The sequence below is a fragment of the Nonomuraea endophytica genome, from assembly GCF_014203235.1.
In the GTDB taxonomy this organism is placed as follows: Bacteria; Actinomycetota; Actinomycetes; order Streptosporangiales; family Streptosporangiaceae; genus Nonomuraea; species Nonomuraea endophytica.
The window spans coordinates 333,963-360,135 of sequence record NZ_JACHIN010000008.1 but is presented as its reverse complement, the minus strand read 5'-3'; the positions used below and the strand labels follow the sequence as shown (position 1 = coordinate 360,135).

Annotated in this window: 28 protein-coding genes; 13 read left to right on the top strand and 15 right to left on the bottom strand. The window is 69.9% G+C overall.

Going from position 1 to position 26,173, the window contains the following annotated elements; all coding sequences use genetic code 11:
* Nucleotides 1–85: 85 nt before the first annotated feature.
* The 4 genes from dapB (at nucleotide 86) to HNR40_RS29445 (ending at nucleotide 3,853) form a co-directional block, all read left to right on the top strand.
* Entirely contained in the window at nucleotides 86–823 is a 738-nt protein-coding gene (gene dapB, locus HNR40_RS29460) for a 4-hydroxy-tetrahydrodipicolinate reductase (protein ID WP_184966987.1), read from the top strand.
* Nucleotides 824–1,079: 256 nt separating this feature from the next.
* Nucleotides 1,080–1,565: a GNAT family N-acetyltransferase gene (locus HNR40_RS29455; protein WP_184966986.1), complete on the top strand. Its 486-nt coding sequence runs from the start codon at nucleotides 1,080–1,082 to the stop codon at nucleotides 1,563–1,565.
* A 9-nt stretch (nucleotides 1,566–1,574) separates the two neighbouring features.
* Nucleotides 1,575–2,237: a TenA family protein gene (locus tag HNR40_RS29450; protein ID WP_184966984.1), complete on the top strand. Its 663-nt coding sequence runs from the start codon at nucleotides 1,575–1,577 to the stop codon at nucleotides 2,235–2,237.
* Nucleotides 2,228–3,853 carry a PucR family transcriptional regulator gene (locus HNR40_RS29445; protein WP_184966983.1) on the top strand — a complete coding sequence of 542 codons (1,626 nt, stop codon included), beginning with the start codon at nucleotides 2,228–2,230 and terminating at the stop codon, nucleotides 3,851–3,853. The genes HNR40_RS29450 and HNR40_RS29445 overlap by 10 nt, the downstream gene beginning before the upstream one ends.
* Here the strand turns inward: HNR40_RS29445 and add are convergent.
* From add to HNR40_RS29430, 3 genes are read right to left on the bottom strand one after another with little or no spacing between them, the layout of a single operon-like run.
* Entirely contained in the window at nucleotides 3,850–4,836 is a 987-nt protein-coding gene (add, locus tag HNR40_RS29440) for an adenosine deaminase (RefSeq protein WP_184966982.1), read from the bottom strand. The two genes, HNR40_RS29445 and add, sit on opposite strands and share 4 nt — an antisense overlap.
* Nucleotides 4,833–6,554 (bottom strand): adenine deaminase, encoded by a 1,722-nt coding sequence (locus HNR40_RS29435; protein WP_184966981.1) that lies wholly within the window; start codon nucleotides 6,552–6,554, stop codon nucleotides 4,833–4,835. Before HNR40_RS29435 ends, add begins: the two co-directional genes overlap by 4 nt.
* On the bottom strand, nucleotides 6,551–7,909 hold the full coding sequence (locus HNR40_RS29430; protein ID WP_184966980.1) for a purine-cytosine permease family protein: 1,359 nt from the start codon (nucleotides 7,907–7,909) through the stop codon (nucleotides 6,551–6,553). The genes HNR40_RS29435 and HNR40_RS29430 overlap by 4 nt, the downstream gene beginning before the upstream one ends.
* 225 nt (nucleotides 7,910–8,134) lie before the next feature.
* Between HNR40_RS29430 and HNR40_RS29425 the strand changes: the two genes are divergently transcribed.
* Nucleotides 8,135–9,382: a fibronectin type III domain-containing protein gene (locus tag HNR40_RS29425; RefSeq protein ID WP_184966979.1), complete on the top strand. Its 1,248-nt coding sequence runs from the start codon at nucleotides 8,135–8,137 to the stop codon at nucleotides 9,380–9,382.
* Nucleotides 9,379–10,050 (top strand): fibronectin type III domain-containing protein, encoded by a 672-nt coding sequence (locus HNR40_RS29420; RefSeq protein ID WP_184966978.1) that lies wholly within the window; start codon nucleotides 9,379–9,381, stop codon nucleotides 10,048–10,050. Before HNR40_RS29425 ends, HNR40_RS29420 begins: the two co-directional genes overlap by 4 nt.
* On the opposite strand, the gene HNR40_RS29415 is transcribed toward HNR40_RS29420, so the two are convergent.
* From HNR40_RS29415 to HNR40_RS29405, 3 genes are read right to left on the bottom strand one after another with little or no spacing between them, the layout of a single operon-like run.
* On the bottom strand, nucleotides 10,047–10,919 hold the full coding sequence (locus HNR40_RS29415; RefSeq protein ID WP_184966977.1) for a 1,4-dihydroxy-2-naphthoate polyprenyltransferase: 873 nt from the start codon (nucleotides 10,917–10,919) through the stop codon (nucleotides 10,047–10,049). The genes HNR40_RS29420 and HNR40_RS29415 overlap by 4 nt on opposite strands.
* 15 nt (nucleotides 10,920–10,934) lie before the next feature.
* Nucleotides 10,935–11,543, bottom strand: a complete 609-nt coding sequence (locus tag HNR40_RS29410; RefSeq protein WP_184966975.1) for a GNAT family N-acetyltransferase — start codon at nucleotides 11,541–11,543, stop codon at nucleotides 10,935–10,937.
* A gap of 44 nt (nucleotides 11,544–11,587) precedes the next feature.
* Nucleotides 11,588–12,091 (bottom strand): CGNR zinc finger domain-containing protein, encoded by a 504-nt coding sequence (locus HNR40_RS29405; protein WP_184966973.1) that lies wholly within the window; start codon nucleotides 12,089–12,091, stop codon nucleotides 11,588–11,590.
* A 49-nt stretch (nucleotides 12,092–12,140) separates the two neighbouring features.
* Here HNR40_RS29405 and HNR40_RS29400 point away from each other — a divergent pair, with 49 nt between their 5' ends.
* Nucleotides 12,141–12,446, top strand: coding sequence for an antibiotic biosynthesis monooxygenase family protein (locus tag HNR40_RS29400; RefSeq protein WP_184966971.1), 306 nt, complete (start codon nucleotides 12,141–12,143; stop codon nucleotides 12,444–12,446).
* Here the strand turns inward: HNR40_RS29400 and HNR40_RS29395 are convergent.
* Entirely contained in the window at nucleotides 12,422–13,024 is a 603-nt protein-coding gene (locus tag HNR40_RS29395) for a TetR/AcrR family transcriptional regulator C-terminal domain-containing protein (protein WP_312896553.1), read from the bottom strand. The genes HNR40_RS29400 and HNR40_RS29395 overlap by 25 nt on opposite strands.
* Before the next feature lie 54 nt (nucleotides 13,025–13,078).
* On the opposite strand from HNR40_RS29395, the gene HNR40_RS29390 reads away from it, so the two are divergent.
* On the top strand, nucleotides 13,079–13,807 hold the full coding sequence (locus tag HNR40_RS29390; RefSeq protein ID WP_184966969.1) for an alpha/beta fold hydrolase: 729 nt from the start codon (nucleotides 13,079–13,081) through the stop codon (nucleotides 13,805–13,807).
* Here HNR40_RS29390 and HNR40_RS29385 read toward each other — a convergent pair.
* A complete protein-coding gene (locus HNR40_RS29385; RefSeq protein ID WP_184966967.1) occupies nucleotides 13,804–15,207 on the bottom strand; it encodes an aminotransferase-like domain-containing protein in 1,404 nt (467 codons plus the stop codon). The two genes, HNR40_RS29390 and HNR40_RS29385, sit on opposite strands and share 4 nt — an antisense overlap.
* Between HNR40_RS29385 and HNR40_RS29380 the strand changes: the two genes are divergently transcribed.
* From HNR40_RS29380 to HNR40_RS29370, 3 genes are all read left to right on the top strand, one after another.
* Nucleotides 15,206–16,123 carry a DMT family transporter gene (locus HNR40_RS29380; RefSeq protein WP_184966965.1) on the top strand — a complete coding sequence of 306 codons (918 nt, stop codon included), beginning with the start codon at nucleotides 15,206–15,208 and terminating at the stop codon, nucleotides 16,121–16,123. The two genes, HNR40_RS29385 and HNR40_RS29380, sit on opposite strands and share 2 nt — an antisense overlap.
* A 46-nt stretch (nucleotides 16,124–16,169) precedes the next feature.
* Entirely contained in the window at nucleotides 16,170–17,192 is a 1,023-nt protein-coding gene (locus HNR40_RS29375; RefSeq protein WP_184966963.1) for a hypothetical protein, read from the top strand.
* 459 nt (nucleotides 17,193–17,651) lie between these two features.
* On the top strand, nucleotides 17,652–18,101 hold the full coding sequence (locus HNR40_RS29370) for a hypothetical protein (RefSeq protein WP_184966961.1): 450 nt from the start codon (nucleotides 17,652–17,654) through the stop codon (nucleotides 18,099–18,101).
* 410 nt (nucleotides 18,102–18,511) lie between these two features.
* On the opposite strand, the gene HNR40_RS29365 is transcribed toward HNR40_RS29370, so the two are convergent.
* Genes HNR40_RS29365 through HNR40_RS29345 form a run of 5 tightly spaced genes read right to left on the bottom strand, consistent with a single transcriptional unit; the run spans nucleotide 18,512 to nucleotide 22,640 of the window.
* The gene (locus HNR40_RS29365; protein ID WP_184966959.1) at nucleotides 18,512–19,402 is read right to left on the bottom strand and encodes an alpha/beta hydrolase; all 891 of its coding nucleotides are present in this window, start codon (nucleotides 19,400–19,402) and stop codon (nucleotides 18,512–18,514) included.
* Nucleotides 19,403–19,416: 14 nt separating this feature from the next.
* The gene (locus HNR40_RS29360; RefSeq protein WP_184966957.1) at nucleotides 19,417–20,679 is read right to left on the bottom strand and encodes an MBL fold metallo-hydrolase; all 1,263 of its coding nucleotides are present in this window, start codon (nucleotides 20,677–20,679) and stop codon (nucleotides 19,417–19,419) included.
* Nucleotides 20,676–21,506, bottom strand: a complete 831-nt coding sequence (locus HNR40_RS29355) for an NAD(P)H-binding protein (protein ID WP_184966955.1) — start codon at nucleotides 21,504–21,506, stop codon at nucleotides 20,676–20,678. Before HNR40_RS29355 ends, HNR40_RS29360 begins: the two co-directional genes overlap by 4 nt.
* Nucleotides 21,507–21,528: 22 nt before the next feature.
* Complete coding sequence (locus tag HNR40_RS29350; protein WP_184966953.1) at nucleotides 21,529–22,194, bottom strand: SDR family NAD(P)-dependent oxidoreductase; 666 nt, start codon at nucleotides 22,192–22,194, stop codon at nucleotides 21,529–21,531.
* Nucleotides 22,191–22,640 (bottom strand): nuclear transport factor 2 family protein, encoded by a 450-nt coding sequence (locus HNR40_RS29345; RefSeq protein ID WP_184966951.1) that lies wholly within the window; start codon nucleotides 22,638–22,640, stop codon nucleotides 22,191–22,193. Before HNR40_RS29345 ends, HNR40_RS29350 begins: the two co-directional genes overlap by 4 nt.
* A gap of 84 nt (nucleotides 22,641–22,724) precedes the next feature.
* Here HNR40_RS29345 and HNR40_RS29340 point away from each other — a divergent pair, with 84 nt between their 5' ends.
* A complete protein-coding gene (locus HNR40_RS29340; protein WP_221340953.1) occupies nucleotides 22,725–23,582 on the top strand; it encodes a LysR family transcriptional regulator in 858 nt (285 codons plus the stop codon).
* Here the strand turns inward: HNR40_RS29340 and HNR40_RS29335 are convergent.
* A complete protein-coding gene (locus tag HNR40_RS29335; protein ID WP_184966947.1) occupies nucleotides 23,579–23,830 on the bottom strand; it encodes an immunoglobulin domain-containing protein in 252 nt (83 codons plus the stop codon). The genes HNR40_RS29340 and HNR40_RS29335 overlap by 4 nt on opposite strands.
* An 89-nt stretch (nucleotides 23,831–23,919) precedes the next feature.
* Between HNR40_RS29335 and HNR40_RS29330 the strand changes: the two genes are divergently transcribed.
* Nucleotides 23,920–24,318: an ASCH domain-containing protein gene (locus HNR40_RS29330; RefSeq protein ID WP_184966945.1), complete on the top strand. Its 399-nt coding sequence runs from the start codon at nucleotides 23,920–23,922 to the stop codon at nucleotides 24,316–24,318.
* On the opposite strand, the gene HNR40_RS29325 is transcribed toward HNR40_RS29330, so the two are convergent.
* Entirely contained in the window at nucleotides 24,308–24,787 is a 480-nt protein-coding gene (locus HNR40_RS29325) for a GntR family transcriptional regulator (RefSeq protein WP_184966943.1), read from the bottom strand. The two genes, HNR40_RS29330 and HNR40_RS29325, sit on opposite strands and share 11 nt — an antisense overlap.
* Nucleotides 24,788–26,173 lie beyond the last annotated feature (1,386 nt).

Sequence of the window (26,173 nt, the reverse complement as noted above, 5' to 3'; positions counted from 1 at the left end):
CGACCCCCACGATCGGCACCCGCCCACGACGGCGGGTGGCGGTGGGGCGGCTTGCCGTAACAGATAGATAGATAGGGTGAGAGGCGTGATCAGAGTAGGGGTGTTGGGCGCGCGCGGGCGGGTGGGCGTCGAGGTGTGCAGGGCCGTTGAGGCGGCTGGGGACATGGAGCTCGTCGCCGCCGTGGATCAGGGCGATGACATCGAGAACCTGACCGGCGCCGAGGTGGTGGTGGACTTCACCCACCCGGACGTCGTCATGGGCAACCTTGAGTGGTGCATCTCCCACGGCGTGCATCCGGTGGTGGGGACGACGGGCTTTGACGAGGACCGGCTGGCCACGGTCAGGGGGTGGCTGGAGCGTTTTCCGGGCACCAACTGCCTGATCGCGCCGAACTTCGGCATCGCGGCGGTGCTGATGATGCACTTCGCCCAGCAGGCCGCGCGCTACTTCGAGTCCGTGGAGATCGTCGAGCTGCACCACCCGAACAAGGCCGACGCGCCGTCGGGCACCGCGCGGCGTACGGCCGAGCTGGTCTCGCAGGCGCGGGCGAAGGCGGGCATGCCCGGTATGCCGGACGCTACCAGCACCTCGCTGGACGGCGCGCGGGGCGCCGACGTGGGTGGTGTGCACGTCCACGCGGTACGCCTGGCCGGGCTGATCGCCCACCAGGAAGTGCTCCTGGGCGGCGACGGCGAGATTCTCACGATCCGCCACGACACGATGAACCGCGCCGCCTTCACCCCGGGCGTCCTGCTGGGCGTCCGCCGCGTGCGCGAACTGCCCGGCCTGACCGTCGGCCTGGAGCCCCTGCTCGATCTCTGAAGCCGGAAGGCTCGACCTCTCAGGCCAGAAGACTTGGTCTCCAAAAGCCAGAAGACCTGGTCTCTGAGGTCAGAAAGGCCGGTCTCTGAGATCGGGGGACTCGGTCGCTGAGCTTGCGAAAAAGAGGCACACGGCGCGCCCGCGGGAAGGCGGGCACGCCGTGTGGAGGGGGTTCCCAGCTCCGCACAAGCCGGGTACACGATCATCACATTAAACGCATGCGACACATCGTCGTGGAACATGAGACCGTGTCGGCATGGTGCGATGGGCCGAATCCGGGGAACTTGCCCGGCTGATCGAGGTGGAGCAGGCGGCCGACGGGCTGTTCCTGCAGGTGGGGATCGAGTTTCCGCCGGGCACGACGATGGTCGAGGAGGTCGCCGACGTCGGGACCGTGCTGGTGGAGGGCGAGCCGGCGGCCGGGTTCGCGATGTTCGGGTGGGTTGACGGGAACGTGCATCTCGACCAGCTTGCGGTGCATCCTGATCAAATGCGGCGGGGGATCGGGGGGCGGCTGGTGCGGGCGGTGCTCGATCACGCGCGGGCGGCGGGCGCGCCGGCGGTGACGTTGACGACGTTCCGCGACGTGCCGTGGAACGCGCCCTGGTATGAGCGGCACGGGTTCACGGTCCTGCCCGAGCGGGAGTGGGCGCCGGAGGTGCGCAAGGTCGTGGAGCATGAGCGGGAGCTGGGGATCGAGGTCGCACCCCGGGTGGTGATGCGCGCCGACCTGGGCCGATAGCCTGGGCGGGTGAGCCGCTTGCGAGATGACGTGTGGCAGGTCGTCGGCGGGGTCTATGACCAGATCCTCGCCCATCCGTTCCTGTCCGGTCTGACGGACGGGTCGCTGCCGCGCGAGGCGTTCCGCCACTACGTCGTGCAGGAGGCGCATTTCCTGCCGGACTACGCACGGGCCCAGGCGGCCTGCGCGGCGCGTTCGCCGGAGCCGTCCTCGGTGCAGAGCTTCGCGCGGGACGCGGCGATGACGGTCGAGGTCGAGCACAGCCTGGTGGTGGAGTTGCTGGCGGCGTTCGGGCTGGACGAGGCCGACGCGCGCAAGCTGCCCGCCGCGCCCACCACCGTCGGCTACGCCTCCTACCTGGTCAGGAGCTGTTCGCTCGGCACGTTCCCCGAGGCGCTCGGCGCGATCGTGCCCTGCTACTGGATCTACGCCAGGGTCGGCGAGGCGCTGCTCCAGCGCTCGTCGCCCGATCCGCTCTACGCCTGGTGGATCGAGACCTACGGCGCCGAGTCCTACCAGGAGACCGTCGCGGGCGCGCTGGACCTGCTCGACGGCCTGGTCCTGAGCGCCGACGACCGCGAACGGCTCCTGGACCGGGCGCTGACGACGGCCCGGTTCGAGTGGATGTACTGGGAGGCCGCCTGGCGCCGGGAGGGCTGGCCATGCGGCTGAGGGAGCTGGTGCGGGCCCGCCATCTCCACCTCAAGGTGCTGACCGGGCATGACCTGCTCGACCGGCAGGTACGCGGCGTGTCCACCACGGACCTCGCCGAACCGGGCAGGTTCGTGAAGCCGGGGGAGCTGGTGCTGACCGAGCTGACCTGGCACACCGGCGCCGAATCATCCCGAAGTTTCGTGAAAGCGCTGGGCGATGTGGCGGCCCTCGTCTCCGGCACCGCGCTCAAGGGCGTTCCGCTCGACCTCGTCGACGCCTGCGCCGAGGCCGGGCTGCCGCTGCTCACGCTCCCCGTCGAGGTGCCGTTCAGCCACGTCACCGAGCACGTCCTGCGCGCGCTGATCGCCGAGCTCGGCTCCCCGCCCCGTCAGAGGTACGGCTCCCGCCGCCGCCTGGCCAGCACGCTGGTCGACGGCGGCAGTCTGACCAAGGTCGTCACCGCGGTCGCCGGGGAGCTCGACGTGCCGTGCTGGGTGATGTCGCCGACCGGCCGGGTCATCGTCGGTTCGCAGCCGCTGGCCGAGGAGGAACGGGCGCGGCTGGCCCACACGTTCCTGACCGCGCGGCACCTGCCGGGGATGGTGGGCGGGCTGTCGGTCTTCCCGATCAGCAAGGGCGCCCCGCACCGGATCGCCAACTGGTTCCTGGCCTATGCCGGGGAGCAGGCGCAGGGCGAGAACGAGGACCTCATCGTGGAGCTGGCCGCGCTGGTGGCGCTGGAGCGCTCCCGGCTGGAGGCGGCGCAGCGGATCGAGCGGCGGGTGTTCGACCAGTTGCTGGAGTTGCTGGAGTCGGGGGACGCGGCCCTGCCCGGTGTGGTCTCCCGCCTGCACACGTTGCACGTGGAGACCGAGCACGGGCTGCTGGTGGTGGCGTTGTCGGCGCCGGGGGACGCGGGCGTGGCCGTACTGGATGAGCTGCTGCGGCCGCTGGCGCCGGGCATTGTGACCGCCGCGCCCGGGACTGCGAGCGGGACGTCCGGCGCCGCGAGCAGTGCGCACGGGGGGCACGGGGTGGCCGGCGCCGCGAGCGGGACGCGCGGGGCGGGCGGTGCCGTGAGCGGGGTGGCCGCCTCGGACGGTGAGGCGATCGCGTTGGTGCCTCTGGCGGGCAACAGTGCGCGGGAGCTGATCCGGCACGTGATGGCCGGGGCGCGCAGGCTGGAGGCGGGGCTGGGCGGTGAGGGGCGGATCGCGCTCGGCGTCAGCAGCGTCACGACCGGGCCCGCCGCGCTGAGCGGGCTGATCGAGGAGGCCCGGCACGCGCGCTCGCTGGCCGCGCTCAGCGGCGAGCGGATCAGCGTGATCACCGGGGACGACGTCAGCTCCCACCGCACGCTGCTGGCGGCGATTCCGGCGGATCTGCGCAGGTCCTTCCGGACCCGGTTGCTGGGCACGCTGGAGGCCTACGACGCGGCGCACCAGACCGATCTGCTGGAGACGTTGCAGGCGTTCCTCGAGGAGTCGGGCAACTGGACCACGACCTCGGAACGCCTGCACGTCCACGTCAACACGTTGCGCTACCGGCTCAAGCGCATCGAGGAGCTGACCGGTCGCTCGCTCAACTCCTGGGACCAGCGGGTGGACTTCATGCTGGCCGTGCGCATGCGTTAGGGCGCGTAGACGTCCACTTCGGCGATGTAGGCGTCCTTGACGTGGCGGGGCAGCCAGGTGATCTCGAAGGCGTTGCGCTGCAGCTGCTTGAGGTCCTCGTCGGGGAAGTTGAGGACTTCGAGGTTCTCGGCCACGTAGCCCATGAAGTAGGCCGGGTCGTCGGAGTTGATCGTGACCCGCACGCCCAGGTCGAGCAGCTTGCGGATGCCCTCGATCTTCATGGAGTCGGTGACGTAGCCGTTGGAGATCGGGCAGGAGGTCATGCCGATGCCCTTGTCCAGGACCTCGGCGACCAGCTTCGGGTCCTCCAGGATGTTGACGCCGTGGTCGATCCGGTTGACGCCGATGTCCTGGATCGCCTGGCGGATGTGCTCGACGGAGTTCTGCTGGTCCACGTCGCAGTGCATGGTGAGCAGGTAGCCCTCCTGGCGGGCGCGCTCGTACACGGCGGCGAACTTGGCCGGCGGGTTGCCCTTCTCGTCGGAGTCCAGGCCGACGCCGACGATCCACTCCTTGTAGGGCAGCGACTCCAGCAGCGTCGCCATCGCGTACTCGGCCTGGAAGTCGCGCAGGAAGCACATGATGAGCTGCGCCCGCACGTCGAGCTGGTTCTCGGCGTCGATGAGCGCCCGCCGCAGGCCCCGGATGACCACGTCGAACGGCACGCCGCGCGAGGTGTGCGCCTGCGGGTCGAAGAAGATCTCCGCGTAGCGCACGTTCTGCGAGGCGGCCTTACGCAGGTAGGCCATGGCCAGGTCGTAGAAGTCGGGCTCGGTGCGCAGCACGCCCATGCCCTCGTAGTAGATCTTGAGGAAGGAGGGCAGGTCGTCGAAGTCGTAGGCCGCGCGCATCTGCTCGACGCCCGCGTACGGCAGCGCGATCCCGTTGCGCCGGGCCAGCTCGAACTTGAGCTCCGGCTCCAGCGTTCCCTCGATGTGCAGATGCAGCTCGCACTTGGGCAGCCCGGCGATGAACGCAGTCACTGAATGACCTCCACGACCTCGAGGTTGACGCAATCCACCAGGCCGAGGTCGGTCACGGCGTAGTCGGGGATCGCGGTGATGGACAGGAAGAACAGGTACATCAGCGGTGACGGCAGGGTGCAGCCCAGTTCGCGGGCCAGGTCGTCGAGACGTTGCTCGGCCACGGCCATCTCGGCGGCGGGCAGGTCGGACACGATGCCGGCGATGGGCAGCGGGAGGCTCTCGCGGACTTCGCCGTCGACCACGATCACCTGGCCGCCGCCCATCTCGGCCACGGTGTTGACGGCCAGGGCCATGTCCGCGCGGGAGGCGCCGACGCAGATGATGTTGTTGTCGTCCGGGGCGGCGCTGGTGGCGATGGCGCCTTCGCGGATGCCCATGCCGCTGACCACGGCAACCGGCATGTTGCCGGTCTTGCCATAGCGTTCCACGACGGTGACGAGGAGGGCGTCCTTGTCCACCGAGGGCTCCACGACGCCGTTGAGCACGGGGAGCGTGATGTCGCGGCGCTTGCGGACGAAGACCTGCTCGGTGAAGCCGATGGCCAGCACGTCCACTGCTGCCTGCTCGCTGCGCAGGGCGAAGTCGTCGGCCGTGACCTCCTTGACCGGAAATTTCGTGACCTGGCCGCGGGCGGGCGGGACGGTCGGGGTGATCAGCCGGCCGTCGCGGGCCACCAGCTCGCCCGCGGCGACGACGTCGCGGACCCGGAAGTCCTCCAGCGAGTCCACGATCAGCACGTCGGCGAAGCGGCCGGGGGCGATGCTGCCCACCTTGTCGTCGATGCGGTACATCTCGGCGCAGTTGACCGTGGCCATCTGGATCGCGGTGACCGGGTCCACCCCGGCCTTCACGGCCATGCGTACCAGCTTGTCCATGTGCCCGCCGGCCAGGACGTCGGCGGCGTGCACGTCGTCGGTGCAGAAGGCCACCCTGCGGGCGCCGACCTTGCTCACGACCTGGATGTTCTCCTGCAGGAAGTGGGCCACGGAGGATTCGCGCACGATGGCGTAGATACCCTGGCGCAGCTTCTCCAGCATCTCCCCGTGGGAGTAGGACTCGTGGTCGAGGCGGATGCCGGCGGCGGCCAGGCCGGCGATCCGGCGGGCATCCGACAGCGGGGCGCAGCCGAAGACCGGCAGCCGGTGCTTCTCGGCCAGCTCAAGCGCCCGCATCACGGCCGGGTCGCCGTGCTCGACCATCTCCTGGACGGTCTCCCACACGCCCACGCACTCGGGCCAGGTGTGGGCCTCGCGGTGCTCGTCGGGGCCGAAGGTGAAGCCGACGTTGCTCTGGGGCACGGTGTACGGGGCTTTCGCGGGGGCACCCCACCAGATCCGCATCCCGGTCTTCTTCGACTCATCCAGAAATTTCCGGACTCCGGGCAGGCCCTCGACCACGAGCACCTGGTCCAGGCCCGACACCACGCTCGTGGTGCCCAGCGGTACGACCAGGTCGGCGAAGCTGGTGACCGACAACTTGGAGCACTCGATGTGCAGGTGCCCGTCGATCAGGCCGGGCACCAGGTATCCGCCCGCGGCGTCGATCACCCGGGTCTGCGGACCGCGCTGAAGAGCGGGCCCGACGGCGGCGATGCGGTCCTGAAATATCCCGATCTCCGCCGGGTAGACCTCGCCCGTCAGGACGTTGACCAGCGTGCCGTTGGCGATGATCGTGTCAGCCGGCCGCCTGCCGTACGCCACATCGAGCAGTGTCATCGAACCCCCTCAAGAACAGGAACGGAAACGGGCCGGCGATCAAGTACGGCATAAGCCGCCCCGGCCACCAGGAACCCGGCGAAGATGCTGAAGTCGGCGCCGCCGGTGGCCTGGGAGATCCAGCCGACGAACGCGGTGGAGTTGATCCAGAGGGCAGCGGCGACCATGCCCGCGACCTGGGCGATGATCGCCGCCCAGCGGACCTGGCCGGGCGCGCTCTTGTCGAACAGGGCGCGGGCGTCGTAGCGGCCCTTCCTGCGCAGCCAGTCGGTGACGTACACGCCGGCCCACGGCGCCAGCCAGATGATCAGCAGGCCGAGGAAGGTGTTGAGCATCGTGTTGAAGTTCTCCGACGTCACCGCCACGTACGTGATGATCACGCACAGGATGAGGTCGGCGACCACTGCCACCCACCGTTTCACCTTGATGCCGGCGGCCTGAAGGTTCAACCCCGAGGAGTACAGGTCCGTGGTGTTGACCGCGAACAGCGAGACGATCGCCAGCAGCAGATACGGCACGACGAACCAGGACGGCAGCGCCCCGGGCAGCCCGGAGATCGGGTCGGCCGCGTCCTTGACCACGGTGGCGACGGCCGCGCCGAGGGTCATCAACAGCACGTACGGCACGAAGCCACCGAGGAAGGCGTACCCGAAGACGGCCTTCTTGGAGGAGTCGGCGGGAAGGTAGCGCGAGTAGTCGCCGCCCAGCGGCCCCCAGGACAGCCCGCCCGCGGACATGATCAGCGCGACGGCGATCGTGAACGTGGTGAAGTCCGCGCCGGCGCCGCCCGCCGCGACGTCGACCTTGGGGCCGACCAGGATCGCCATGAGCCCGAACAGGACGACGAAGACCCAGGTGAAGTACTTCTGCGCCTTCATCACCGCGGCGTGCCCGATGAGCGGGAGCACGAGCTGGATGAGCGCGGCGACCAGGATGACGGCGACCTTCAGCCCGAGGCTCTCGGTGGCCACCCCGGCCTGGCCGAGCAGCGACAGGGCGGCGAAGGTGATGAGGACCATGCCGCCGGCCTCGAAGCCGACCATGTTGAGCCAGCCGAAGAAGCTGAGCAGGCGGGCGCCCTTGGGTCCGTAGGCGGCGCGGGAGACGGCCATGGTGGAGGTGCCGGTGGCCGGGCCCTGGAGGCTGGTCAGGCCGACGAGTGGGAAGGCCAGCAGGTTGCCGACGACGATCGCGGCGACGGCCTGCCAGAAGTTGAGGCCGAAGGCGGCCACGATGGTGGTGCCGTAGACGAGGGTGAAGATGCCCATCGTCGTCCCGGTCCACAGGAAGAGAAGGTCACGCGGGCGGCCATACCTCTCCCCGGCCGGGACCAGCTCGATCCCGCGTTGCTCCATCGTGTCCTCCCAGATCGGTGTCCCCTTCAGTGAACCAAAGGCGGCTGACCTGGGCGTTTATCCGGACGTACGAGCCTGCGTCACCCCGCTTGTCGAGGCATACAAAGAGATCATCCGGGATCACACATCCGATGACCAGCCCATCCATATATGTGGATAAATCCGGATTCGACGGGAAATGTGGAATCACTTGACGGTCATCTGTGAACAATGATCCCATGAATTATGGCCCGATTACTCACTCTGGGGCTTCTGCTCAGCATGCTTCCGGCCCCCACCCCCACCGCCGTCCTGGCCGACTACCAGGCCGAGGACGCCACCATCAGCCAGGGCGCGGTCGAATCCAACCATGCCGGATACACCGGCACCGGCTTCGTCAACCTCGACAACCTCGTCGGCTCCTCCGTGGAGTTCACCGTGAGCGCGGCGGAGGCGGGCCCGGTCCCGCTGACCATCCGCTACGCCAACGGCACCACCGGCGTCCGCCCGATGTCCGTCACGGCAGGCGGCGCCACCCAGGCCAAGGACTTCCCGCCCACCGGCGCCTGGACCACCTGGATGGAGACCACCGTCACGGTCACGCTGGCCGCCGGGCAGAACGCCGTCCGCCTCACCTCCACCGCCGCCGACGGCGGCCCGAACCTGGACCGCCTGGTCACCGGCACCCCCGACGCCCAGCCGCCCACCACCCCCGCGAACCCGAGGGTCACCGCCACCACGAGCAGCGCCATCACGCTCACCTGGGACGCGGCCACCGACAACGTCGGCGTCATCGGCTACCGCGTCTACGAAGGCACGACCCAGGTGGCCGCCCCGACCGGCACCGGCGCCGCCATCACCGGCCTGGCGCCCAACAGCACCCACACCTACACGGTCGCCGCCCGCGACGCCGCGGGAAACGAGTCTCCCAAGAGCGCCCCGGTGACCGGAACCACCCGGCAGGACAGCGGCCCCGGCCCGGTCGAACAGGGACCGTGGACCGCCTACGACCCCACGTTCAACGTCCAGGAACGCGGCTGCGGTGACGTCAGCGACCTGACCTTCCGCCTCACCTGCTCCACCGGCAGCGGCGACCAGCGCGCCGAACGCCGCTACGCCACCTACACCGGCGGCACCCGGCAGTTCCAGGGCTTCTTCAAGATCACCAGCATGGGCGGCACCCGGATCAGCCTGAAGCAGACCTTCAAGACGACCGGCCCGTTCTTCATGATGGCCGTGGAAAGGGGCGGACGCCTGTACGCGGTGCACGGCGGCACCACCATCGCCAGCGGCGCGACGCTCGGCACCACCGTGCGGGTCAACACCGTGCACGTGGTCGGCAGCACCCACCGCACCTACATCAACGGCTCGCTGAAGCACACCACCTCCAGCCCCGGAGGCGACTTCTACGACAAGTTCGGCTCCTACCGCACCAACAGCGGCCAGGGCCCGGTCACCGTCGAGTGGTCGGACATCCGGTTCTGGCGCAAGTGAGAACGCCGCTCGTCCTGGCGGCCTTCGCCCTGGCCGGTTGCGCGGCGCCGGAGCCCGCGCCGCCGGCCCCGGCGCCGCTGACGGCAGTCCTGACCACGCCTCGGGACGTCACCCTCACCTGGCCGCCGGGCGATCAGGGGGTGGCGGGCCGCGTGGTCGAGTTCGCCACGGAGCCGCGGGGGCCGTACACAATCCTCGACTTCCTGCCGCCGGGACGGACCAGGTACACCCACCGGGACCTGATCCCGCGCACCACGTTCTACTACCGCCTGCGCCCCTACTACGGCCCCGCCTCCAACACCGTCGAGGTCACGCTCCTGCCCGGCCCGCTGGAGGAGGACGAGGCCCACGACTGGCTCGACCCGCGCACCCTCCCGCAGACCGTCCGGGGCACCGGTCCGGGGGCTGCGCCGGAGAACCTGCGGGCCACGGTCAAGCACGCCAACGGCATCGCGTTCACCTGGACCGACCGCGCCGGCGACGAGGAGGGCTACCTGCTGGAGGTCAGGGCGAAGGACGCGCCCGGCTTCCGGGTGGCCGCCCTGCTCGAACCGGACGTCAACGCGGTCGGCCTGGTCACGCTGCCCGAGGAGAAGCGGGCCGCCTACCGGGTCAGATCCTTCAGGTACGGCGGGCCGTCCCCCGTGGTGACCCAGACGACCGGCTAGATCAGCGCCAGCCCGATCGAGAACAGCAGCCCGAACGCCATCTGCAGCTTGCCCGTCGCCTGGAGGACGGCGATCAGGTCGGGCCCGACCGCACCCCCCAGAACGGTACGGATGGGGGCGATGGCCAGCGGCGCGGCCAGCAGCGCCAGTGCCACCCACGGCGAGACCGTCACCAGCGCCAGCACGATGACGAACGGCAGTACCAGGCAGGCGGCGTAGAGAACGCGGGTGCGCTCGGCGCCCAGCACGACGGCCAGGGTCTTCTTGCCCGCGGGGCCGTCGGTGACCACGTCGCGCAGGTTGTTGACCACGAGCATCGAGCACGACAGCAGGCCGACCGGCACCGAGGCGGCCAGGGCCAGGCCGGACAGGTATTCCACCTGGACGAACGTGGTGCCGACCACCGGGACCACGCCGAAGAACACGAAGACGGACAACTCGCCGAGCGCGCGGTAGCCGTACGGGCGCTTGCCCCCGGTGTAGAACCACGCGGCGGCGATCGCCGCCGCGCCGACCGGTAGGATCCACCACGCGCGGGTGGCGATGACCAGCGCCAGGCCGGCCACCGCGGCGGCGGCGAAGCAGCCCAGGGCGGCGGTCAGGACCTGGCGCGGCGTGGCGGCCCTGGAGCCGACCAGGCGCATCGGGCCGACCCGCTGGTCGTCGGTGCCGCGTACGCCGTCGCTGTAGTCGTTGGCGTAGTTGACGCCGATCTGCAGCAGGAGGGCGACGGCCAGGGCGACCAGCGCCTGCCACCAGCCGACGGCGCCGAGGCCGAAGGCGACGCCGGTGCCGACCATGACGGGGACGACGGCGTTGGGCAGGGTGCGCGGTCGCGCACCGGCGATCCACTGACCAGGAGTTGCCATGTCTCTCGTCTACCTCTAGCTGATGTCCGTGCTGAGCCTGACCATGCGGATCGGGCGGCCCATGTCGAGCACCCGTTCCGCCATGTCCTCGCCCCAGCCCGCCGACTCCAGGAAGCCCAGGACGGCGTAGTTGTCGGCGAAGGCCCAGGTGACGATCTGGCGGTAGCCGTCCTCGCGCAGGTGGTCGACGGTGGCGTTGAGCAGGCGGCTGCCGTGCCCGCGGCGGACGAAGTCGGGGTCGACCAGCAGCGTCAGCATCTCGGAGACGACGGTCGGGTCGAGGTCGGGGTCTTCGGCGGGGGCGTGGGAGGCCAGGCCGACCACGCGCTCGCCGCCGCGCGGCGTGGCGAGCGCGGCGCTGCCGCCGACGCCCAGCGCGGGGAAGCCCTCGGTGTCGAGGATGGTCTCGACCGCGACGAGCACCCGGTGGCGGGAGGTGGGCGGGGCGACGATCGCCTCGTCCCACTGGCGCAGCCACATCTTCTCGGCCGCCGCTCCGGTCATCTGCTCCAGCGGCCCCTCGGGCAGGAAATCCCGATAGCCGTAGCGCCAGGCGCGGACCTGAACGTTCGCAACCTGGAGCACATCCTCGCGCCGGGCCGCCCGGACGCCTACGTCTGCCATTTTCGGCCCGCTCCTTCGCCTGCCGTCATGCCACAAGGCACGAGTTACACCGTATCGGTGTTTGAGCCTTGGAGACGACGCGAACCATGCTTCCTTGCCCGATATGCACGGGTTTTGGTGCGGTTGCCGCAGACCTTCATGGAGCACCAGGATCGCGAGCGGTTCTTCGAGGAGTCGATGAACGCCCACTGGCAGGTGCCTTCCAGACAGACCTTCAAACGCACCCATCCGGGATCGAGTACGGCTGCCGCGATCCGGGCCAGCGCGCCCGGGACGCCGGGCCGTACCGGTGTCAGCCGGGGCCCGTCCGCGATCATCACCTGCAGCGGCAGCTCCGGCAGCTCGACCGGCTCGCCGGTGTGCAACGCCGCCCGCAGCCCCTCCCGCAGGGCGATCGCCGTGGCCAGGTCGTCGTCCTCTGCCCGGTCGCCTTCCCCGGCCAGGCCCCGCTCGCGCAGCCACAGGGCCAGCTCGGCGGGGGAGGTCAGCTCGTCGGCGTCGTTCTCCACGTCATAGGTGTTCACGAAGTCGCGCACGAGCTCCAGCATGAAACCACTGTAGCGTGTTGAGTGGTGTCATCTTCGGAGAGGAGTCCTGATGATCGTCCGCATATGGCGTGGCTGGACCCGTACGGCCGACGCCTCCGCCTATGAGGATTACCTGCTGCGCACCGGGTTTCCCGGATACACGGCGACGCCGGGCAACCAGGGGGTGCGCTTCACCCGGCGCGACGACGGTGACCGTACCGAGTTCCTGCTGATCTCGTTCTGGGAGTCGTGGGAGGCCATCACGGCCTTCGCCGGGGAGGACCCGTCGCGGGCCGTCTTCTACCCCGACGACGACGCCTTCCTGGTGGACAGGGAGCGTACCGTCGCGCACTACGAGGTGTTCGCCAGCGCCTGAGCGGTGCCCTCGATGAACGCGCGCAGCCCGTGTTCGAAGCCGTCGTCGCCCAGCGGGCCGCCGGTCTCGCGCACGGCGGCCAGCAGGGTCGGACCCGGCCGGACGTCGGACGGGCCGCCGCGCTCGGCCTGTTCGTGCAGGACGACGCCGTTGACGTAGTGGGACAGCGTGGTGATCGTGCGCAGGGCCAGGCCGGGCGTGAAGCCCCGGGCGACCATGCCGTCGAGCTCCTGCTCGAACAGCTCGACCGCGCCGGCGCTGAGGCTGCTCGCGCCGGACACGACGCGGGCGCCGTCGCGGTGCGCGCTCAGCGAGCCACGGTACGCGCGGGCGCGGCGGGCCAGCCAGCCCTGCCACGACTCGTGGTCCAGCGGCGGGCCCATGCCGGCGGCCAGGACGATGGCGTCGGCCATGCCGTCCAGGAGCTCCTGCTTGGTGCGGATGTGCCAATACAGCGCGGGGGACTGGACGCCGAGCTCGGCGGCGAGCCTGCGGACGGTCAGGCCGTCGAGGCCGACCTCGTCCAGGAGGCGCAGCCCGGTCTCGATGAGCAGCTGCCGGGTCAGCTTCTTGTTCACACTTCACCTTAGCAGTGCTAAATTGCCCTTAGCGCTGCTAAGGAGGTTGGCGAGATGTCGGGAATTCTGGTGTTGCACGCGGGTCTGGATGACGGCTCCATGTGGCGCAAGCCCGCGGAGCTGCTCGCCGCCAGGTATCCGGTCGAGGTGCCGGTCCGGCTTCAGTACCGGCCCGATCGGCGGGCCGCCGCGACCATCGAGGACGAGGTCGCCGAGACGCTCGCCGCCGCCGAACGCATGGGCGGCCAGGTCCTGCTCGTCGGCCACTCCTCGGGCGGCGTGGTCGCGCTGGAGGCCCTGCGCGCCGGGCCGTTCGCCGGAGCCGTCCTCTACGAACCGCCCGTCATCACCGGCACCACGCTCGGCGGCGACACGACCCGCCGCGCCCAGGCCGCGATGGCGCGCGGCAAAACGGCCAAGGCCATGCGGATCTTCTTCACCGAAGTGATCAAGATCCCGGGCTGGCAGGCGTCGATGGGGGCGCTCGCGGTGGCCCTGGTGCCCAAGCTGCGCGCGCTCGCGCCCCGGCAGCTCGACGACCTGGCCGCCATCGACGCTCTCGGCAACCGGCTCGGCGACTACGCGAACATCCAGGCGCCGGTGGTGCTGCTCGGCGGCGACCAGAGCCCGGCCCACCTCGGCGAGCGGATGGACGCCCTGGAACGGGTGCTGCCGCACTCCACCCGCGTGGTGATGCGCGGCCAAGGGCACACCGCCAACCACCGCGCTCCGGACGAACTGGCCCGGATCATCCTCGAACACGCCGACCGGGTGCTGGTCTAGTCGCCTTCGGGGCCGAACGCCTCGGCCAGCCGTCTGACGCCCTCGGTCAGTTCGCTCACGTGGGAGGCGGCCATGAAGGTGAGCCTCAGGCGCGGGCCCGGCGGCTCCGACGGGTAGTACATGCGGCCGGGGCTCACCAGCACGCCGTTCCGGTAGGCCGCCTCGACCAGGGCGGGCTCGTCGACGTGCGGCGGGAGCCGTACCCACAGATGCTTGCCGCCGCGGGGCAGCAGATGCGGCGCGGCGGCCGGAAGGCGCGCGGCGAGTGCCGCCAGCAGCGCGTCGCGGCGCAGCGCGATCTCGGCGTGCACCGTGCGCAGGTGGCGCTCCCACGCGGGCGAGCCCACGAACTCCAGCGCCGTCTCCTGCAGCGGCCGCGCCACGAAGAACGACTCCACGAGCTGCCCCGCCCGCAGCCGGTGCGCGGCGGGACCGCGCGCGATGACCGCCGCCACCCGCAGGCTCGGCGCGAGGACCTTGGTGAGCGAACTGACGTAGACGACGGTGCCGTCCGGGTCCATGGAGACCATCGGCGGGGGCGCGCCGTCGGCCAGGTAGCGCAGCACGTCGTCCTCGACCACGAACGCGCCCGCCGCCCGCGCCACGCCGATGACCTGCTCACGTCGCTCCCGGGAGAGCGTGGCGCCGGTCGGGTTGTGCAGCGTGGGCTGGCAGTAGAAGACCCGCGCGCCGGTGACGGCGAAGGCCTCGGCGAGCAGGTCCGGCCGCACGCCGTCGCCATCCATGGGTACGGCTGTCGCCCGCAACCCGGCCGCCTTCGCCGCCGCCAGCGCGCCCGGGTAGGTGGGCGTCTCGACCAGGATCGGCGTGCCCGGCGCCGCCAGCGACCTGAACGCCAGCGACAGCGCCGACTGCCCGCCGCTGACCACGAGCGCGTCGGCCGAGGTCACGTCGCCGCCCGCCTGGCCCGCGAACCATCGGCGCAGCTCGGCCAGCCCGTTGAGCGACGGCACCGACCACGCGTCCGGCCGCCGCGCCGCCCTGGTCGCGGCGGCGGCGAGCTGCTGGGAAGGGCGCAGGACGGGGTTCAGGTACCCGCCGGTCAACGGGATGACGTGGTCGGGCGGGCCGGCCAGCAGGGCGGTGACCGCGGTGTCGTCGACCACGCGGTCACCCAGGGCCACGGTCTGCCACGACATATCCGCTTCCGTCGGGGATTGAGCCGCGGGCCGCTGCGCCACGTAAGCGCCCGCGCCCGGCCGCGTCACCACCCGTCCCTCGGCGGTGAGCTGCCCGATCGCCCGCGACACCGTGACCGGGCTGACCCCGTGGCGGCGCATGATCTCCCGGCTGGACGGAAGCCGGTCGCCCGGTTTGAGGCGGGAGACCTCTTCGCGCAGCATCGCGGCGATCTGGGCGATACTGCTATCGTTGTTCATGAATGTACAGAATAGCGCTATCGTCGCTCCCGCAGTAGCGGTCTCCCACACCGCCCGCCGCGGGACCTTGCTGGCCTTCCTCGGCGTCCTGTCGTTCTCCGGCTCGTTCCCCGCGACGGTCTTCGCGATGAAGGGATTCGACCCGTGGCTGGTGGCGATCGGCCGGGCGTTGGTGGCGGGCCTGGTGGCCCTGGTGTGCCTGCGCGCCGCCGGAGTGCCGTTGTTGCCGCCACGTCACCAATGGCGTCCATATGCGCTCATCTCCCTTGGCGTCGTCTTCGGCTTCCCCGTCTTCAGCGGCCTCGCGCTGTCGCTCGGCGCCGGCACCGCGCACTCCGGCGTGGTCATCGGGCTCCTGCCCGCCGCCACCGCCGCGTTCGCGGTGCTGCGGGCGGGCGAGCGGCCCCGTCCGATGTTCTGGCTCGCCTGTACGGCCGGCGCCGCCGCGATCACCGCCTTCACCTTCACCCGCGCGGAGGGCGGCGGCGCGTCCTGGGCGGACCTGCTGCTGGTGGCGGCCCTGCTGTCGGCGGCCATCGGCTACACCGAAGGCGGCAAGCTCTCCCGCACCACACCCGGCTGGCAGGTGATCTCCTACGCGCTGGTGATCTCGCTCCCGGTGACGCTCCCGGTCACCGCGGTGCTCGCCGCGACGACCCCCGTGGTGTGGAGCTTCGAAGCGGTGGCCGGATTCGCCTATGTCGGGCTGATCTCCATGTTCCTGGGATTCATCCCCTGGTACGCCGGTCTGGCCCAGGGCGGCATCGCGCGGGCCGGTCAGACCCAGCTCGTCCAGCCGCTGCTCACGATGGTGTGGGCCTGGGTCCTGCTGGGGGAGCGGTTCGGGTGGGTCACGGTGGCCGCCGCGCTGGCCGTACTGGCGTGTGTGGCGGTGACGCAGCGCGCGCGTACTTGAAATCGCATGACATCGAGCCGCACGATGGGAGGCGGAGGTGTCACACATGGCCGACCTCAGCGTGCCCGACGGCGGTTTCTGGCCCGCGCCCGAGATCCCGCAGCCGAACATCTACCCGATGGAGTGGCGGGTCGAGACCGAGAAGCTCGCGGCGATCTACGAGAAGTCCAAGACCATGCTCTGGAACCCGGCCGACCTGCCCTGGGACGGACTCGTGGCCGAGGACTTCACCCGGGAGCAGCGGTTGGGGATCATGTACTGGTTCGCCGTCCTCGCCAACTTCGACGCCTCCGGGCCCGCCGTCTTCGCCCGTGCCACGATCCAGGCGTTCGAGAAGCACGAGGAGGATCCGGTCCGTAAGTGCTTCTTCTCCATCACCCGCGACGAGATGAACCACGAGGAGTGCTGCCAGCGCACCATCGCCCGCCTGTGGCCCGGCGGCCCCCTGAACTGGACGCCCGCCGACGACCTGGAACATGCCGCCCACAACAACATCGGCTGGCTGTACCACAACGGCGGGCGCTACTGGACCGGGTACAGCTCGGCGGTGGGCAAGTATTCGCTGCCCGTCCTGTTCACGAGCTTCATGATGGGCGAGATGGCGGCGTCGACCCTGTTCAGGGGGATGGCGTCGGGGACCCGGCATCCGGTGTTCGGGGAGATGTTCCAGCGCATCGGACGGGATGAGTCCCGACATCTCCAGATTTGCATGACGATTCTGGAGAACGAGTGGCCGGGGCTGACCGAGGAGGTAAAGTCCCTGATCACCCGGCAGCTGCGGGCCGGGTTCGTGTTCCTGTCGATGATCCTGTGGGAGCCGCCCGAGGGCTTCTGGGAACTGCCGCCGTACTTCCTGAACAACCACCGCGTCCTCATGGACCACGCCCGCGAGGCCGGACTGGGTGTGCTGTCGTACGAGGAACAGGCGGAAAACTGGCGCCAGGCGATGGCCCGGGTCCGCGCCATCGTCGAACGCTGGGGCATAGCCTTCCCGGCAATCCCCGAGCTAGATCTGGAAGGCGTGCCCGTGGACTTCATCGACCCAGAAGAGATCATCCCCGTGTTCTAGCGCCAGGGCATGGTCCTCGCGTGGGGGCGCTGCGCGCCGGTGGGGCTCGGGCTGTGACTGCGGGGGCAGGCCCCCGCACCCCCGGGACTAAGGGCGTGGTCCTCGCGTGGGGGGCGCTTCGCGCCAAAGGGGCTCGGGCTGTGACAGCGGGGACAAGCCCCCGCACCCCCGGGCGAGAGGCCTCCGGCCCCTCGCGCTCCCCGGTTCGTGAGCCGGTGTGACGGGCACAGAAGGCTCCTTGACTTCCCTCTTAGGCCGTCCGGAGCTGAGACCACTCAAGGTGATGGCCGCAACCGCCAGCTTCGTTTCGCCAGGTATCGGGCAGCAGCCACAGCAGTCGCCCCGGGCATCGGCCAACGCGGCTGGGCAGCCGAACGGGACTGAGCGATATTGAATTCGCTCTGTCCTCTTCAACATTAGTGCTGCACTAGTGATGCACTTGAGGGGTAGTCTGGACGCATGAAGACGTTCCCATTCAGCGCGCTGGCCCGTGAGCGTAACGAGGTCTTCCCGGAGCTCGACGTTGCCGACGTGCTCCTGGAGCGCCGAGATGCCGAAAACGTCTGGCTGGTACGCGACGAGCGCTATCAAGCCGCCCGGGCCGCTCTCCTCACGCTGGCTCGATCCATGACCATCGTGGCTCGCTCCAATCAGGTCTTGGCCGAAGAGGCCCTTGCCGAAGACCTTCCATGGCTGACCTGGCTTCCGGAGCACGAGCGGCCGCAGTGCGTCCGCGAACTCCTTGCCCACCTGCTGGCAGGAGCCGACACCGGGGAACTGCTGCCCTATGCCCGGGCCCGCCGGTCATGGACTTCCACCGCTCTGGCGTGGAGCGACCCCGAGATCGCTCGTGATCTTGCCAATCCATTTGACGGCACCGGCGGACAGCCCGTTGAGGGTGACGAGTGAGCGGCCGAGGCGAAGAGATCCGCCGGCCTACTGGATGGATCGTGCGCGCAGCAATGCCAAAGCTTGGAAGGCATGGCGGGAGCTACGCGCACAGGTACCCGGTAACTGCGATCGATGTTGGCTGGACCTCCCAGGCGATCCACGTCGAGTTGACGGCCGGCAACACCCACTGTCCGGCTCGCTGGGCACCGTCAAGCACGACACCCGCGATCTGGACCAGTGGCAGTACGAGGTGACCTCTGGAGGGCGCGTCTGGTACGCCATCGACGATGCTGAAACGACCATCTGGCTCACCAGGGTCGCTGCCGGCCATCCCAAGGCATCCGAGCGACGAAACCGTTAGCCGCAGCGGAGTCGGCGGAATCGTGTGTTGTGAACCGCCCCCAACCGGCCGCCAGGCATGCGTCCGGTTATGAGCGGTTGGTGGTGAGCGTGTGGGTGAAGTGGGCTGCGGCGGCGGTTGCTGCCGTTGTGACCTGGGGTTCCTGGTCGTAGAAGGCGAACTGGTCGCCGTCCGTCCAGATGAGCTCCTTGGGTCCGGCCAGACCGGCGTAGAAGCGCCGTGCGCCGTTGGGGATGGCGGCGTCCTCGCTGTGGACGAGCAGGACCGGTTGGGTGATCCGGGGCGCGAGGGAGATCGAGTCGTAGCCCAGCCAGCCCTCCCACGCCATCACCGCGAAGCGGTTGGGCCACTGGGGGAGGCCGCCGCGGTCGGGGTTGAGGTAGAAGTCGATGTCGAACGGCATGGCCGCGCGTGGGTCGGAGCCGCTGACGACCGGCACGTACTCGACCTCGCCTGTCGCGTCGAACCTCGCGCGGGCCCGGGTGGCTTCGGCCAGTTTGCCGGCCACGCCGTCGGCGCCGCCGTACACCTGATGGCAGATCTCCCGATCGTGCAGCCAGGGCGCGACGAGCGCGAGCGAGCGGATGCGGGGGTCGGCGGCGGCGTTGCCGCTCATGTACATCGCGGCGGCGCACACGCCGAGGGCGCCCAGACGGTCGGGGTCCACGGCTGAGTGGTTCGCGAGGAAGGTTACGGCGTGGTGGATGTCGTGGACTTTGCGCTCCGGCACCTCGTGGTCGCGGGGCTTGCCCTCGGATTCGCCGTAGCCGGTGAAGTCGAAGGACAGGGCGGCGAATCCGCGGTCGGCGAGTTGTTCGGCGTAGCGGTCGGCCATCTGTTCCTTGACGCTTGTCCAGGTGCCCGCCACCACGATGCCCGGCACCGGTCCGGTGGTCTCCGGCAGGAACAGGTTTCCGGTGAGGGTCACGTCTCCGGCGGAGAACCGCACCTTTTCCATGGAAGAGCTCCTCGTCAGTTCGCGTAGGTCAGTTCGGCTTTGGTGATGGATGAGCCGTTCACCGTGAAGGCGTAGTTGGCGGCGAAGCCGCCCTGGCCGCCGGGGGCGAAGCGCACCAGGAGGCGCTGGTAGCCGGGACGGTTCTCGGTGACCCTGGTGACGGTCAGCTTGCCGCCGATCACCTCGGCCTCGGCCCAGGCGCGGATCGCGGCGCGGCCCTCGAACCGCCGCCCGACGTCGACGAGCTCCGCGTCCTCGGCGAACGCCTGGGCCAGCGCGTCGAGGTTTCCCTCGTTGACCGCGGTGACATATGCGCTTACGGGGGCTGAAAGCCCGGCCGTGCCTTGTTCGGACGCGCATGCGGGATTCCCGGTGGTCAGTTCCCGCGCGACGGCCTTGATGTTCTCCTGCGCGATGGTCGGAAGGTCCGCGACCGGCGGATAGCCGGGGTAGGCGCGCTCCAGCTCGTCGATGATCGACTTCTGCTCGCTGGGGCTGACCGTCCCACTCTCAGGCGAGTCCGGGGCGACCGCCGGACGGACCAGCCCGCGGAACCGCTGGAGATAGCCGCGCTGGTCGGAGATCAGCGTGCGGGCCGGGCCTGCGGCTCCATGCCCTGGGTAGATCGTCCTGGCAGCGGGGAAGCGCTTGTCCAGGTGGTCGAGAGCTTGGAGCCAGCCGCAGCTGGTGCCCTCGATCAGCGCGGGCGTGACCTTGGCGGTCGCCAGGTCGCCGGAGTAGAGGTCGCCGGTGTCGGGACGGTAGTAGACCGTCGCGGTGTCGGACTCGCCGTGGGCGAACGTGGCGGTCTCGAAGCGGAGGCCGCCTACCTGCAACGGCGCGCCGTCCTCGAAGGTCCGGTCGGCGTAGGTGAGCTTGGCGGGGAAGGCCGGGTTCGCGGATCGGGCCAACGGGTAGAAGCCCCGCTTGTCCTGCCGCATCGTCGTGTCGGTCGATTTGGACGCGTAAATGGGAGCATCGGGGAATGCCTCGTCGAACGCGCCCGCACCGCCCACATGGTCGGGATGGGAATGGGTGAGCAGGATGGCGGCGACCGGGGTGCCGGTCTTCTTGATCTCCGCCACCGCCTTACGCGCGTCGTCCGGCGTGCGCAGGGTGTCGATGAGGACCAGGCCGTCCGGCGCCTGGATCCAGTACGTGTTGACCGAACCCGGGTTGGGGGAGGCGAAGCGTCCGGGGTTGGCGGGCTTGTCGTTGTTCGAGCAGGCCACCGCGACGATCGCGCAGGCGACGCTCATGGCGAGCAGGCGGTTCATCCGGGACCTCGGCGGAAGTCGTGGGCCTCGGCCCACTCCGTGAACGTGCGGGGCTCGCGGCCGGTGACGTCGCGGACGTCCGGGCGGACGATCGACTCGTCGAGCGAGCCGGTCACGTAGAAGTCGAAGAACGCGTCCACGTACTCGGCCGGCATGGTGGCGAGCAGGTCGGCGCGCGCCTCCTCGTTCGTCAGGCCGACGAACTCCAGATCGCGGCCGAGCACCTCGGCCAGCACGGCGACCTGCTCGGCGGGTGTCATCGCGACCGGCCCGGTCGGCCGGAGGATCTGGCCCCGGTAGTCCTCCGACAGCAGCGCGCGGGCGGCCACGTTCCCGATGTCGTACGGGTCGACGCTCGCCGTCCGGACATCCGGGAAGGCGACCCGCACCCGGTCACCTTCCCGGAGTTGCGGCAACCAGCGCAAAGCATTCGACATGAACGCGGATGGCCGCAGAATCGTCCAGGGCAGCCCGGATTCCCGCACGGCGGACTCGGACGCGGCCATGTAGCGGGTGACCGCGTTGGTCAGGTCGCCGCTCCCGGCCGAGCCGCCGGACAGCAGCACGACCTGTTCCACGCCTGCCCGGCGGGCTTCGGCCAGCAGGCCCGGCAGGTTCTCGTACCCGGGAAGCAGGAACACCGCTCGGGTCCCGGCCAGGGCTTCGGTCATTCTCTCCGGCCGGTTGAGGTCGCCGGTCACCGCCTCGACGTCCTCCTTGAGGGGTACGGCGCCGCGTACCAGAGCACGGACGGGTGCACCGCCCGCCACCAGGGCGCGGACCACTTCGGCGCCGACGTTGCCGGTGGCGCCCGTAACCAAGATCATTTCTTTGAACCTCGCAAAGGGTTTACCAGGGAAGGGGACGGCCGTCGCGGAAGAATCCGCCGGTCGGGCCGTCGTCGGGGAGCGTGGCCGCCCAGACGACGCCGGCCGCGCCCGCGGCGACCGGACGGCCACCCGGCCCTCCCATGTCGGTCGCGACCCAGCCCGGGCAGATCGCGTTCACCAGGACGCCGTCAGCGCGGAGCTCGGCCGCGAGCATGCGGGTCAGGGCGTTGAGCGCCACCTTGGTGGTGCCGTACGCGGGCGTGCCGCCGCCCATGTTGGTCAGCGAGGCGGCCTCGCTGGACACGTTGACGATCCGGGGGTGCGCGCTCTCGCGCAGGAGCGGCAGCAACGCCTGGGTCAGCCGCCACGGGCCGTAGAGGTTCGTCTCTGCGGCCTCGCGGACCGCGTCCAGGTCGGCGGACGCCGCGCTCTGCCACGTGTCGTAGGCGATGGCGGCGTTGTTGACCAGGGCGTCCAGCCGGCCGTACCGCTCGGAGACGGTGGCCGCCACCTGCGCGATGTCCGCGGCGGAGGTGACGTCGAGACGCAGCGGGACGATGTCGCCGCCGAGCTCCTCGGCGACCGGCGACCGGGAGCCGAGCAGGACCGTGTGGCCCAGCTCCGCCAGCTGCAGGCAGACCTCCCGGCCGATGCCCCGGTTGCCGCCGGTCACGAGGGCGATCATCCGGCCGCCAGCGCCAGCAGGTCCTTGTTGCCGTCGGCCCAGGTGGCGGTCATCACCACCCCGTTGATCTTCCACGCGCTGTCCGACCGGACCAGATCGAAGCGGTATGTGCCGCCCAGCGTCCACAACGGCGAGCCGTACGGATTGGCGAGGCGGTGTGTGGCCTGGAACGACGCCGTGCAGACCGCGGTGTTGTCGTCGACGGTCACCAGGTGGTTCGTCACCAGGTGCTGCGTGGCGTCGAACGCGCCGAGCAGGCCCGACCACGCCCCGACGATCTGCGCGGGCGTCAGCACGGCGGGCTCGCCGCCGTTCAGGCTGGTGTAGTCCAGGGTCACCGAGTCCGCGAACACCTCCGCCAGGCGCTCCCACTCGCGCTGGTCGGTGTGCCATGCCATCCGGGTGCAGGTCTCGATGATCGCCAGACGATCCTCAGTGGTGCTCATGGGGCGTAATGATGGAACGGACCTTCACCGCACGTCCAATAGCTGCTGTAATAGTCAACGGCTATGGATGCTCATCTGCGGGACATGAGATATTTCGTCGCCGTGGCGGAGGAGCTCAGCTTCACCCGCGCGGCCGAACGCCTGTTCATCGCGCAGCCGACGCTCAGCAAGCAGATCCGCCAGCTCGAAGATCTGATGCGGGTACGGCTGTTCGACCGGAACCGGCGCGCGGTGCGGCTCACGGCGCCCGGCGAGGCTCTGCTGCCGATCGCCCGCGAACTGCTCCAGCGATGGGACGAGGCCCAGCGCGCCGTCGGCGACGCCGCCGCGGCCGAGACCGCACGGCTGACCGTGGGCATGTCCACCAGCGTCGGCCGCGGCTTCCTCGCCGCGATCCGGGAGCGGTTCACCACCCGCCGCCCGAGCTGCGAGCTCCGGTTTCGCCAGGTCAACTGGACCGACGCCACGGCCGGCCTGGCCGAGGGCGAGGTGGACGTGGCGTTCGTCTGGCTGCCGATCCCCGGCCAGGACGATCTCAACATCCGGGTCGTCGCCCGCGAGCCGCGCTGGGTCGCGTTCCGGCAGGAGCACCGCCTGGCCGAGCGCGACGAAGTCGACTTCACCGAACTCCTGGACGACGCGTTCCTGGCACTCCCCGAAAGCGCCGGCCCGCTGCGCGACTTCTGGCTCGCGACCGACGAGCGCGGCGGGCGGCCACCGGTGATCTGCGCGACCGTGACGAACGCCGAGGAGACCTTCGCCGCGCTGGAGAGCAGCAACGCCGTCGTCCTGCTCGCCGCCGGCAACGCCGAGATCTACCGGCGGCCAGGAATCGCCACCATCCCGGTCACCGGACTGTCCCCCTGCGAACTCGCCCTCGCCTGGCGCCCCGGCGACCACCGCACCGCCATCCGCGACCTGATCGACGCCCTGGGCTCCTAGACGGCGCAGCCCGTGGCCTCCAGGTGGGAGGCCAGGGGGTAGAAGGTGGCGTTTCGGCAGGTGTAGGTGCCGGCGTCGCCGTACCAGATGATCACCGTGACGTCCCGCAGCCCATTTCCCGCACAGTTCTCCGCGCTCACCCGCCCCTGGCTGAACTCGCCCGTCACGCAGATGTACCCGCCCGCCGCCTGGGTGCTCGGCGCGGCCAGCATGGCCGCGCCGAGCACCGCGATGCACCATCCGACCATGCCCAGACGGTACGGCGGCGCGCCCACCCATCCCAGAGGCAGCCATCACCACCCCCAGTGCGTTCCTCACACCTATGCTGAGTCCCACTATGTGGGGAAGAATCGACGGCCTCAGAGTGCTGGACCTCGGCACCCCCGGCCCGCTGCGCGCCGAACTCAACGGCCTCGTCCTGTCCGGCGCCAAGACCGCCACGGCCGGGCTCGTGGAATCCGACTACCGAGCCGAGGGCGAGGACCTGGAGCACGTCGGCGAACACCTCGTCCTGGTGGACGACGACGGCGGCCGGGTAGGCGAGGTGTCAGTGACCTCCCTGGAAGTGGTGCCGTTCGCCGCAGTGACCTGGGAGTTCGCACAGGCGGAAGGCGAAGGCTACCGCTCGATCGAGCACTGGCGCGACGTCCACCGCCGCTACTGGGCAGGCGAGGGACAGCACGTGGAAGACGACACAGAAGTCGTCTGCCTGTACATAAGCCTGGTCACCGCTTAGCAGGCCAGTCGTCCTCAGGCGACACGAAACTGCCCCGAGCCGGAACGGTATAGATCCAGCCCTCCTCCCGCAGCAACGCCATGGCCCGCCTGACCGTCTCGCGTGCCACGTCGTACTGCTGCTGAATGGTCGACTCAGCCGGAACCGGCCTGCGCGGCTGAAGCTGCCCGGACTTGATCCGCTCCCGCAGATCATGCGCGATCTGCCGGTAGAGCGGCGTCTTGCGTGCGGCCCGAGGCGCATCTTCGGGCGCCCCGACGAACGTCCCCTCGCCTTGGACCGTGTAGATCAGCCCTTCTTCGCGCAGCATGTGGATCGCCCGCCGAGCCGTGGTCCTGGCAACCCCGAACTCCTGCTGGATATCAGCCTCACTCGGCATCGGCTGCCCAGCGGTGAGCTCCGCGGCACGGTGGCGCAGAACCTCCGCGATCTGGATGTAGACGTGGGTGTCGCCGTCGTAGTCGATCACATCCGCAAGATAGACGAACAGGTACGAGCCCCTACATAACGCTCCTACTGAATAGACGGATCAAGCGATCTCACTAGACGTGCAGATACAACTAGACGTATTCTAAAGACGTGCTGGAAGAGCGGCAGTGCATGTCACCTCATCCGGCTCCCGCACAGCCCGGGGCGCTGAAGATCGACTGGGATCTCGCGGTTCCTCGGGCGGACCGGGTGCGGGTCAAAGACCATACGTGCTGCTGCCGGAGGGTGTACTACGAGCTCTGCCAGGGCGGCGGGTTGCGGTTCATACGGCGTTACACGCAGGAGAGGAAGCAGGTGATCGTGCATGAGTCGACGTGGTTTCCTGCGGCGAAGACGAATGAGATATGGACGCACCTGCTGAACGGGGAGGCACACTGACGGTGCTTGGTCGTTGAGACAGCACGGTGAGTCGGCGGCTTCAGAAGCATTGGTCTTCTCTTACGCGGCGCCGGAACCCCTTCATCCCCTTGGGTTCTGGTGCGCCATGGGTCGGTGTCGGACCCATGGGTGGTCGCGGGCGGTGGTGCTCCAGCGCGGGGGACACCGCCCGCGGCCGCTGAGGACGGCTGTGGGAAGAGCACTGACGTGATGCTCGACGTTGCTGGGAATCGCCTGCGCCCTCGACTTCGGGCGGGGGAGTAGTTGGACCTCTCTTACGCTTGCGCCGGAACTCGTCACAGTTCCCCTTGGTTCTGGCGCGCCATGGGTCGGTGTCGGACCCATGGGTGGTCGCGGGCGGTGTCTAGCCGCAGGGGCACCGCCCGCGGCTCCCGAAGGTTTGTCGGGCTGTCCCCGCGGGGCGACTCCACCGAAGGCCCCGCGGGGACGCGGATCCTCGGTGTCTCGTTTGGGACCCCACACCAACGCGACATGGTTCGCAAGACGTGACGCGCCTGGAGACCTCATAGGTCCGGCGCGCACTATGGGCCGTTCTCATGGCCCATGGGCAGTCGTGGGCGGGGCGCCGCGGCCCGGTACCCGTCTGCGGCTGCCGCAGACTCCTCGGCGACTCGGCCGGGTGGAGTGGTTCCCGCAGGTCATTTCAACGTTGCACCCCTGCGGGGGCCACGCCCTTTGAGGGCTCTCGGGCAGGATTTCGGCTAAGTCCACCCCCTCCCTGCCCGAGGCAGATCTGCCGTGTGTGCGTCCCTGCGCGCAGTGGGACGCGCACGCGGCGGTTCAACCTTGGTGCGTGGACTCTGCTGCGGGAGCCACGCCGCCGAGTGGCGCTACGGCGCTGTCGACTGGCGTGGTCCCGGCCTCCCTCCCTGCGTTGCGGGGGCCACGCCTTTCGCCTTGCTTCCGGGCTGGGCGCCTTCCACCGGGGAGTCGCGCGTCCAACTCGGTCCGCGCGCGGGATGACGCC

Excerpts from the sequence above, each read along its gene's own strand:
- HNR40_RS29375 (WP_184966963.1), top strand. The coding sequence starts at position 16,170 with ATGGCCGACCTCAGCGTGCCCGACGGCGGTTTCTGGCCCGCGCCCGAG.
- HNR40_RS29455 (WP_184966986.1), top strand. The coding sequence starts at position 1,080 with ATGGTGCGATGGGCCGAATCCGGGGAACTTGCCCGGCTGATCGAGGTG.
- HNR40_RS29405 (WP_184966973.1), bottom strand. The coding sequence starts at position 12,091 with ATGCTGGAGCTCGTGCGCGACTTCGTGAACACCTATGACGTGGAGAAC.
- HNR40_RS29390 (WP_184966969.1), top strand. The coding sequence starts at position 13,079 with ATGTCGGGAATTCTGGTGTTGCACGCGGGTCTGGATGACGGCTCCATG.
- HNR40_RS29345 (WP_184966951.1), bottom strand. The coding sequence starts at position 22,640 with ATGAGCACCACTGAGGATCGTCTGGCGATCATCGAGACCTGCACCCGG.
- HNR40_RS29335 (WP_184966947.1), bottom strand. The coding sequence starts at position 23,830 with ATGGTCGGATGGTGCATCGCGGTGCTCGGCGCGGCCATGCTGGCCGCG.
- HNR40_RS29415 (WP_184966977.1), bottom strand. The coding sequence starts at position 10,919 with ATGGCAACTCCTGGTCAGTGGATCGCCGGTGCGCGACCGCGCACCCTG.
- HNR40_RS29360 (WP_184966957.1), bottom strand. The coding sequence starts at position 20,679 with ATGAACCGCCTGCTCGCCATGAGCGTCGCCTGCGCGATCGTCGCGGTG.
- HNR40_RS29355 (WP_184966955.1), bottom strand. The coding sequence starts at position 21,506 with ATGATCTTGGTTACGGGCGCCACCGGCAACGTCGGCGCCGAAGTGGTC.
- HNR40_RS29385 (WP_184966967.1), bottom strand. The coding sequence starts at position 15,207 with ATGAACAACGATAGCAGTATCGCCCAGATCGCCGCGATGCTGCGCGAA.
- HNR40_RS29400 (WP_184966971.1), top strand. The coding sequence starts at position 12,141 with ATGATCGTCCGCATATGGCGTGGCTGGACCCGTACGGCCGACGCCTCC.
- HNR40_RS29445 (WP_184966983.1), top strand. The coding sequence starts at position 2,228 with ATGCGGCTGAGGGAGCTGGTGCGGGCCCGCCATCTCCACCTCAAGGTG.
- HNR40_RS29435 (WP_184966981.1), bottom strand. The coding sequence starts at position 6,554 with ATGACACTGCTCGATGTGGCGTACGGCAGGCGGCCGGCTGACACGATC.
- HNR40_RS29350 (WP_184966953.1), bottom strand. The coding sequence starts at position 22,194 with ATGATCGCCCTCGTGACCGGCGGCAACCGGGGCATCGGCCGGGAGGTC.
- HNR40_RS29410 (WP_184966975.1), bottom strand. The coding sequence starts at position 11,543 with ATGGCAGACGTAGGCGTCCGGGCGGCCCGGCGCGAGGATGTGCTCCAG.
- HNR40_RS29365 (WP_184966959.1), bottom strand. The coding sequence starts at position 19,402 with ATGGAAAAGGTGCGGTTCTCCGCCGGAGACGTGACCCTCACCGGAAAC.
- HNR40_RS29330 (WP_184966945.1), top strand. The coding sequence starts at position 23,920 with ATGTGGGGAAGAATCGACGGCCTCAGAGTGCTGGACCTCGGCACCCCC.
- HNR40_RS29430 (WP_184966980.1), bottom strand. The coding sequence starts at position 7,909 with ATGGAGCAACGCGGGATCGAGCTGGTCCCGGCCGGGGAGAGGTATGGC.
- HNR40_RS29425 (WP_184966979.1), top strand. The coding sequence starts at position 8,135 with ATGGCCCGATTACTCACTCTGGGGCTTCTGCTCAGCATGCTTCCGGCC.
- HNR40_RS29370 (WP_184966961.1), top strand. The coding sequence starts at position 17,652 with ATGAAGACGTTCCCATTCAGCGCGCTGGCCCGTGAGCGTAACGAGGTC.
- HNR40_RS29380 (WP_184966965.1), top strand. The coding sequence starts at position 15,206 with ATGAATGTACAGAATAGCGCTATCGTCGCTCCCGCAGTAGCGGTCTCC.
- HNR40_RS29340 (WP_221340953.1), top strand. The coding sequence starts at position 22,725 with ATGAGATATTTCGTCGCCGTGGCGGAGGAGCTCAGCTTCACCCGCGCG.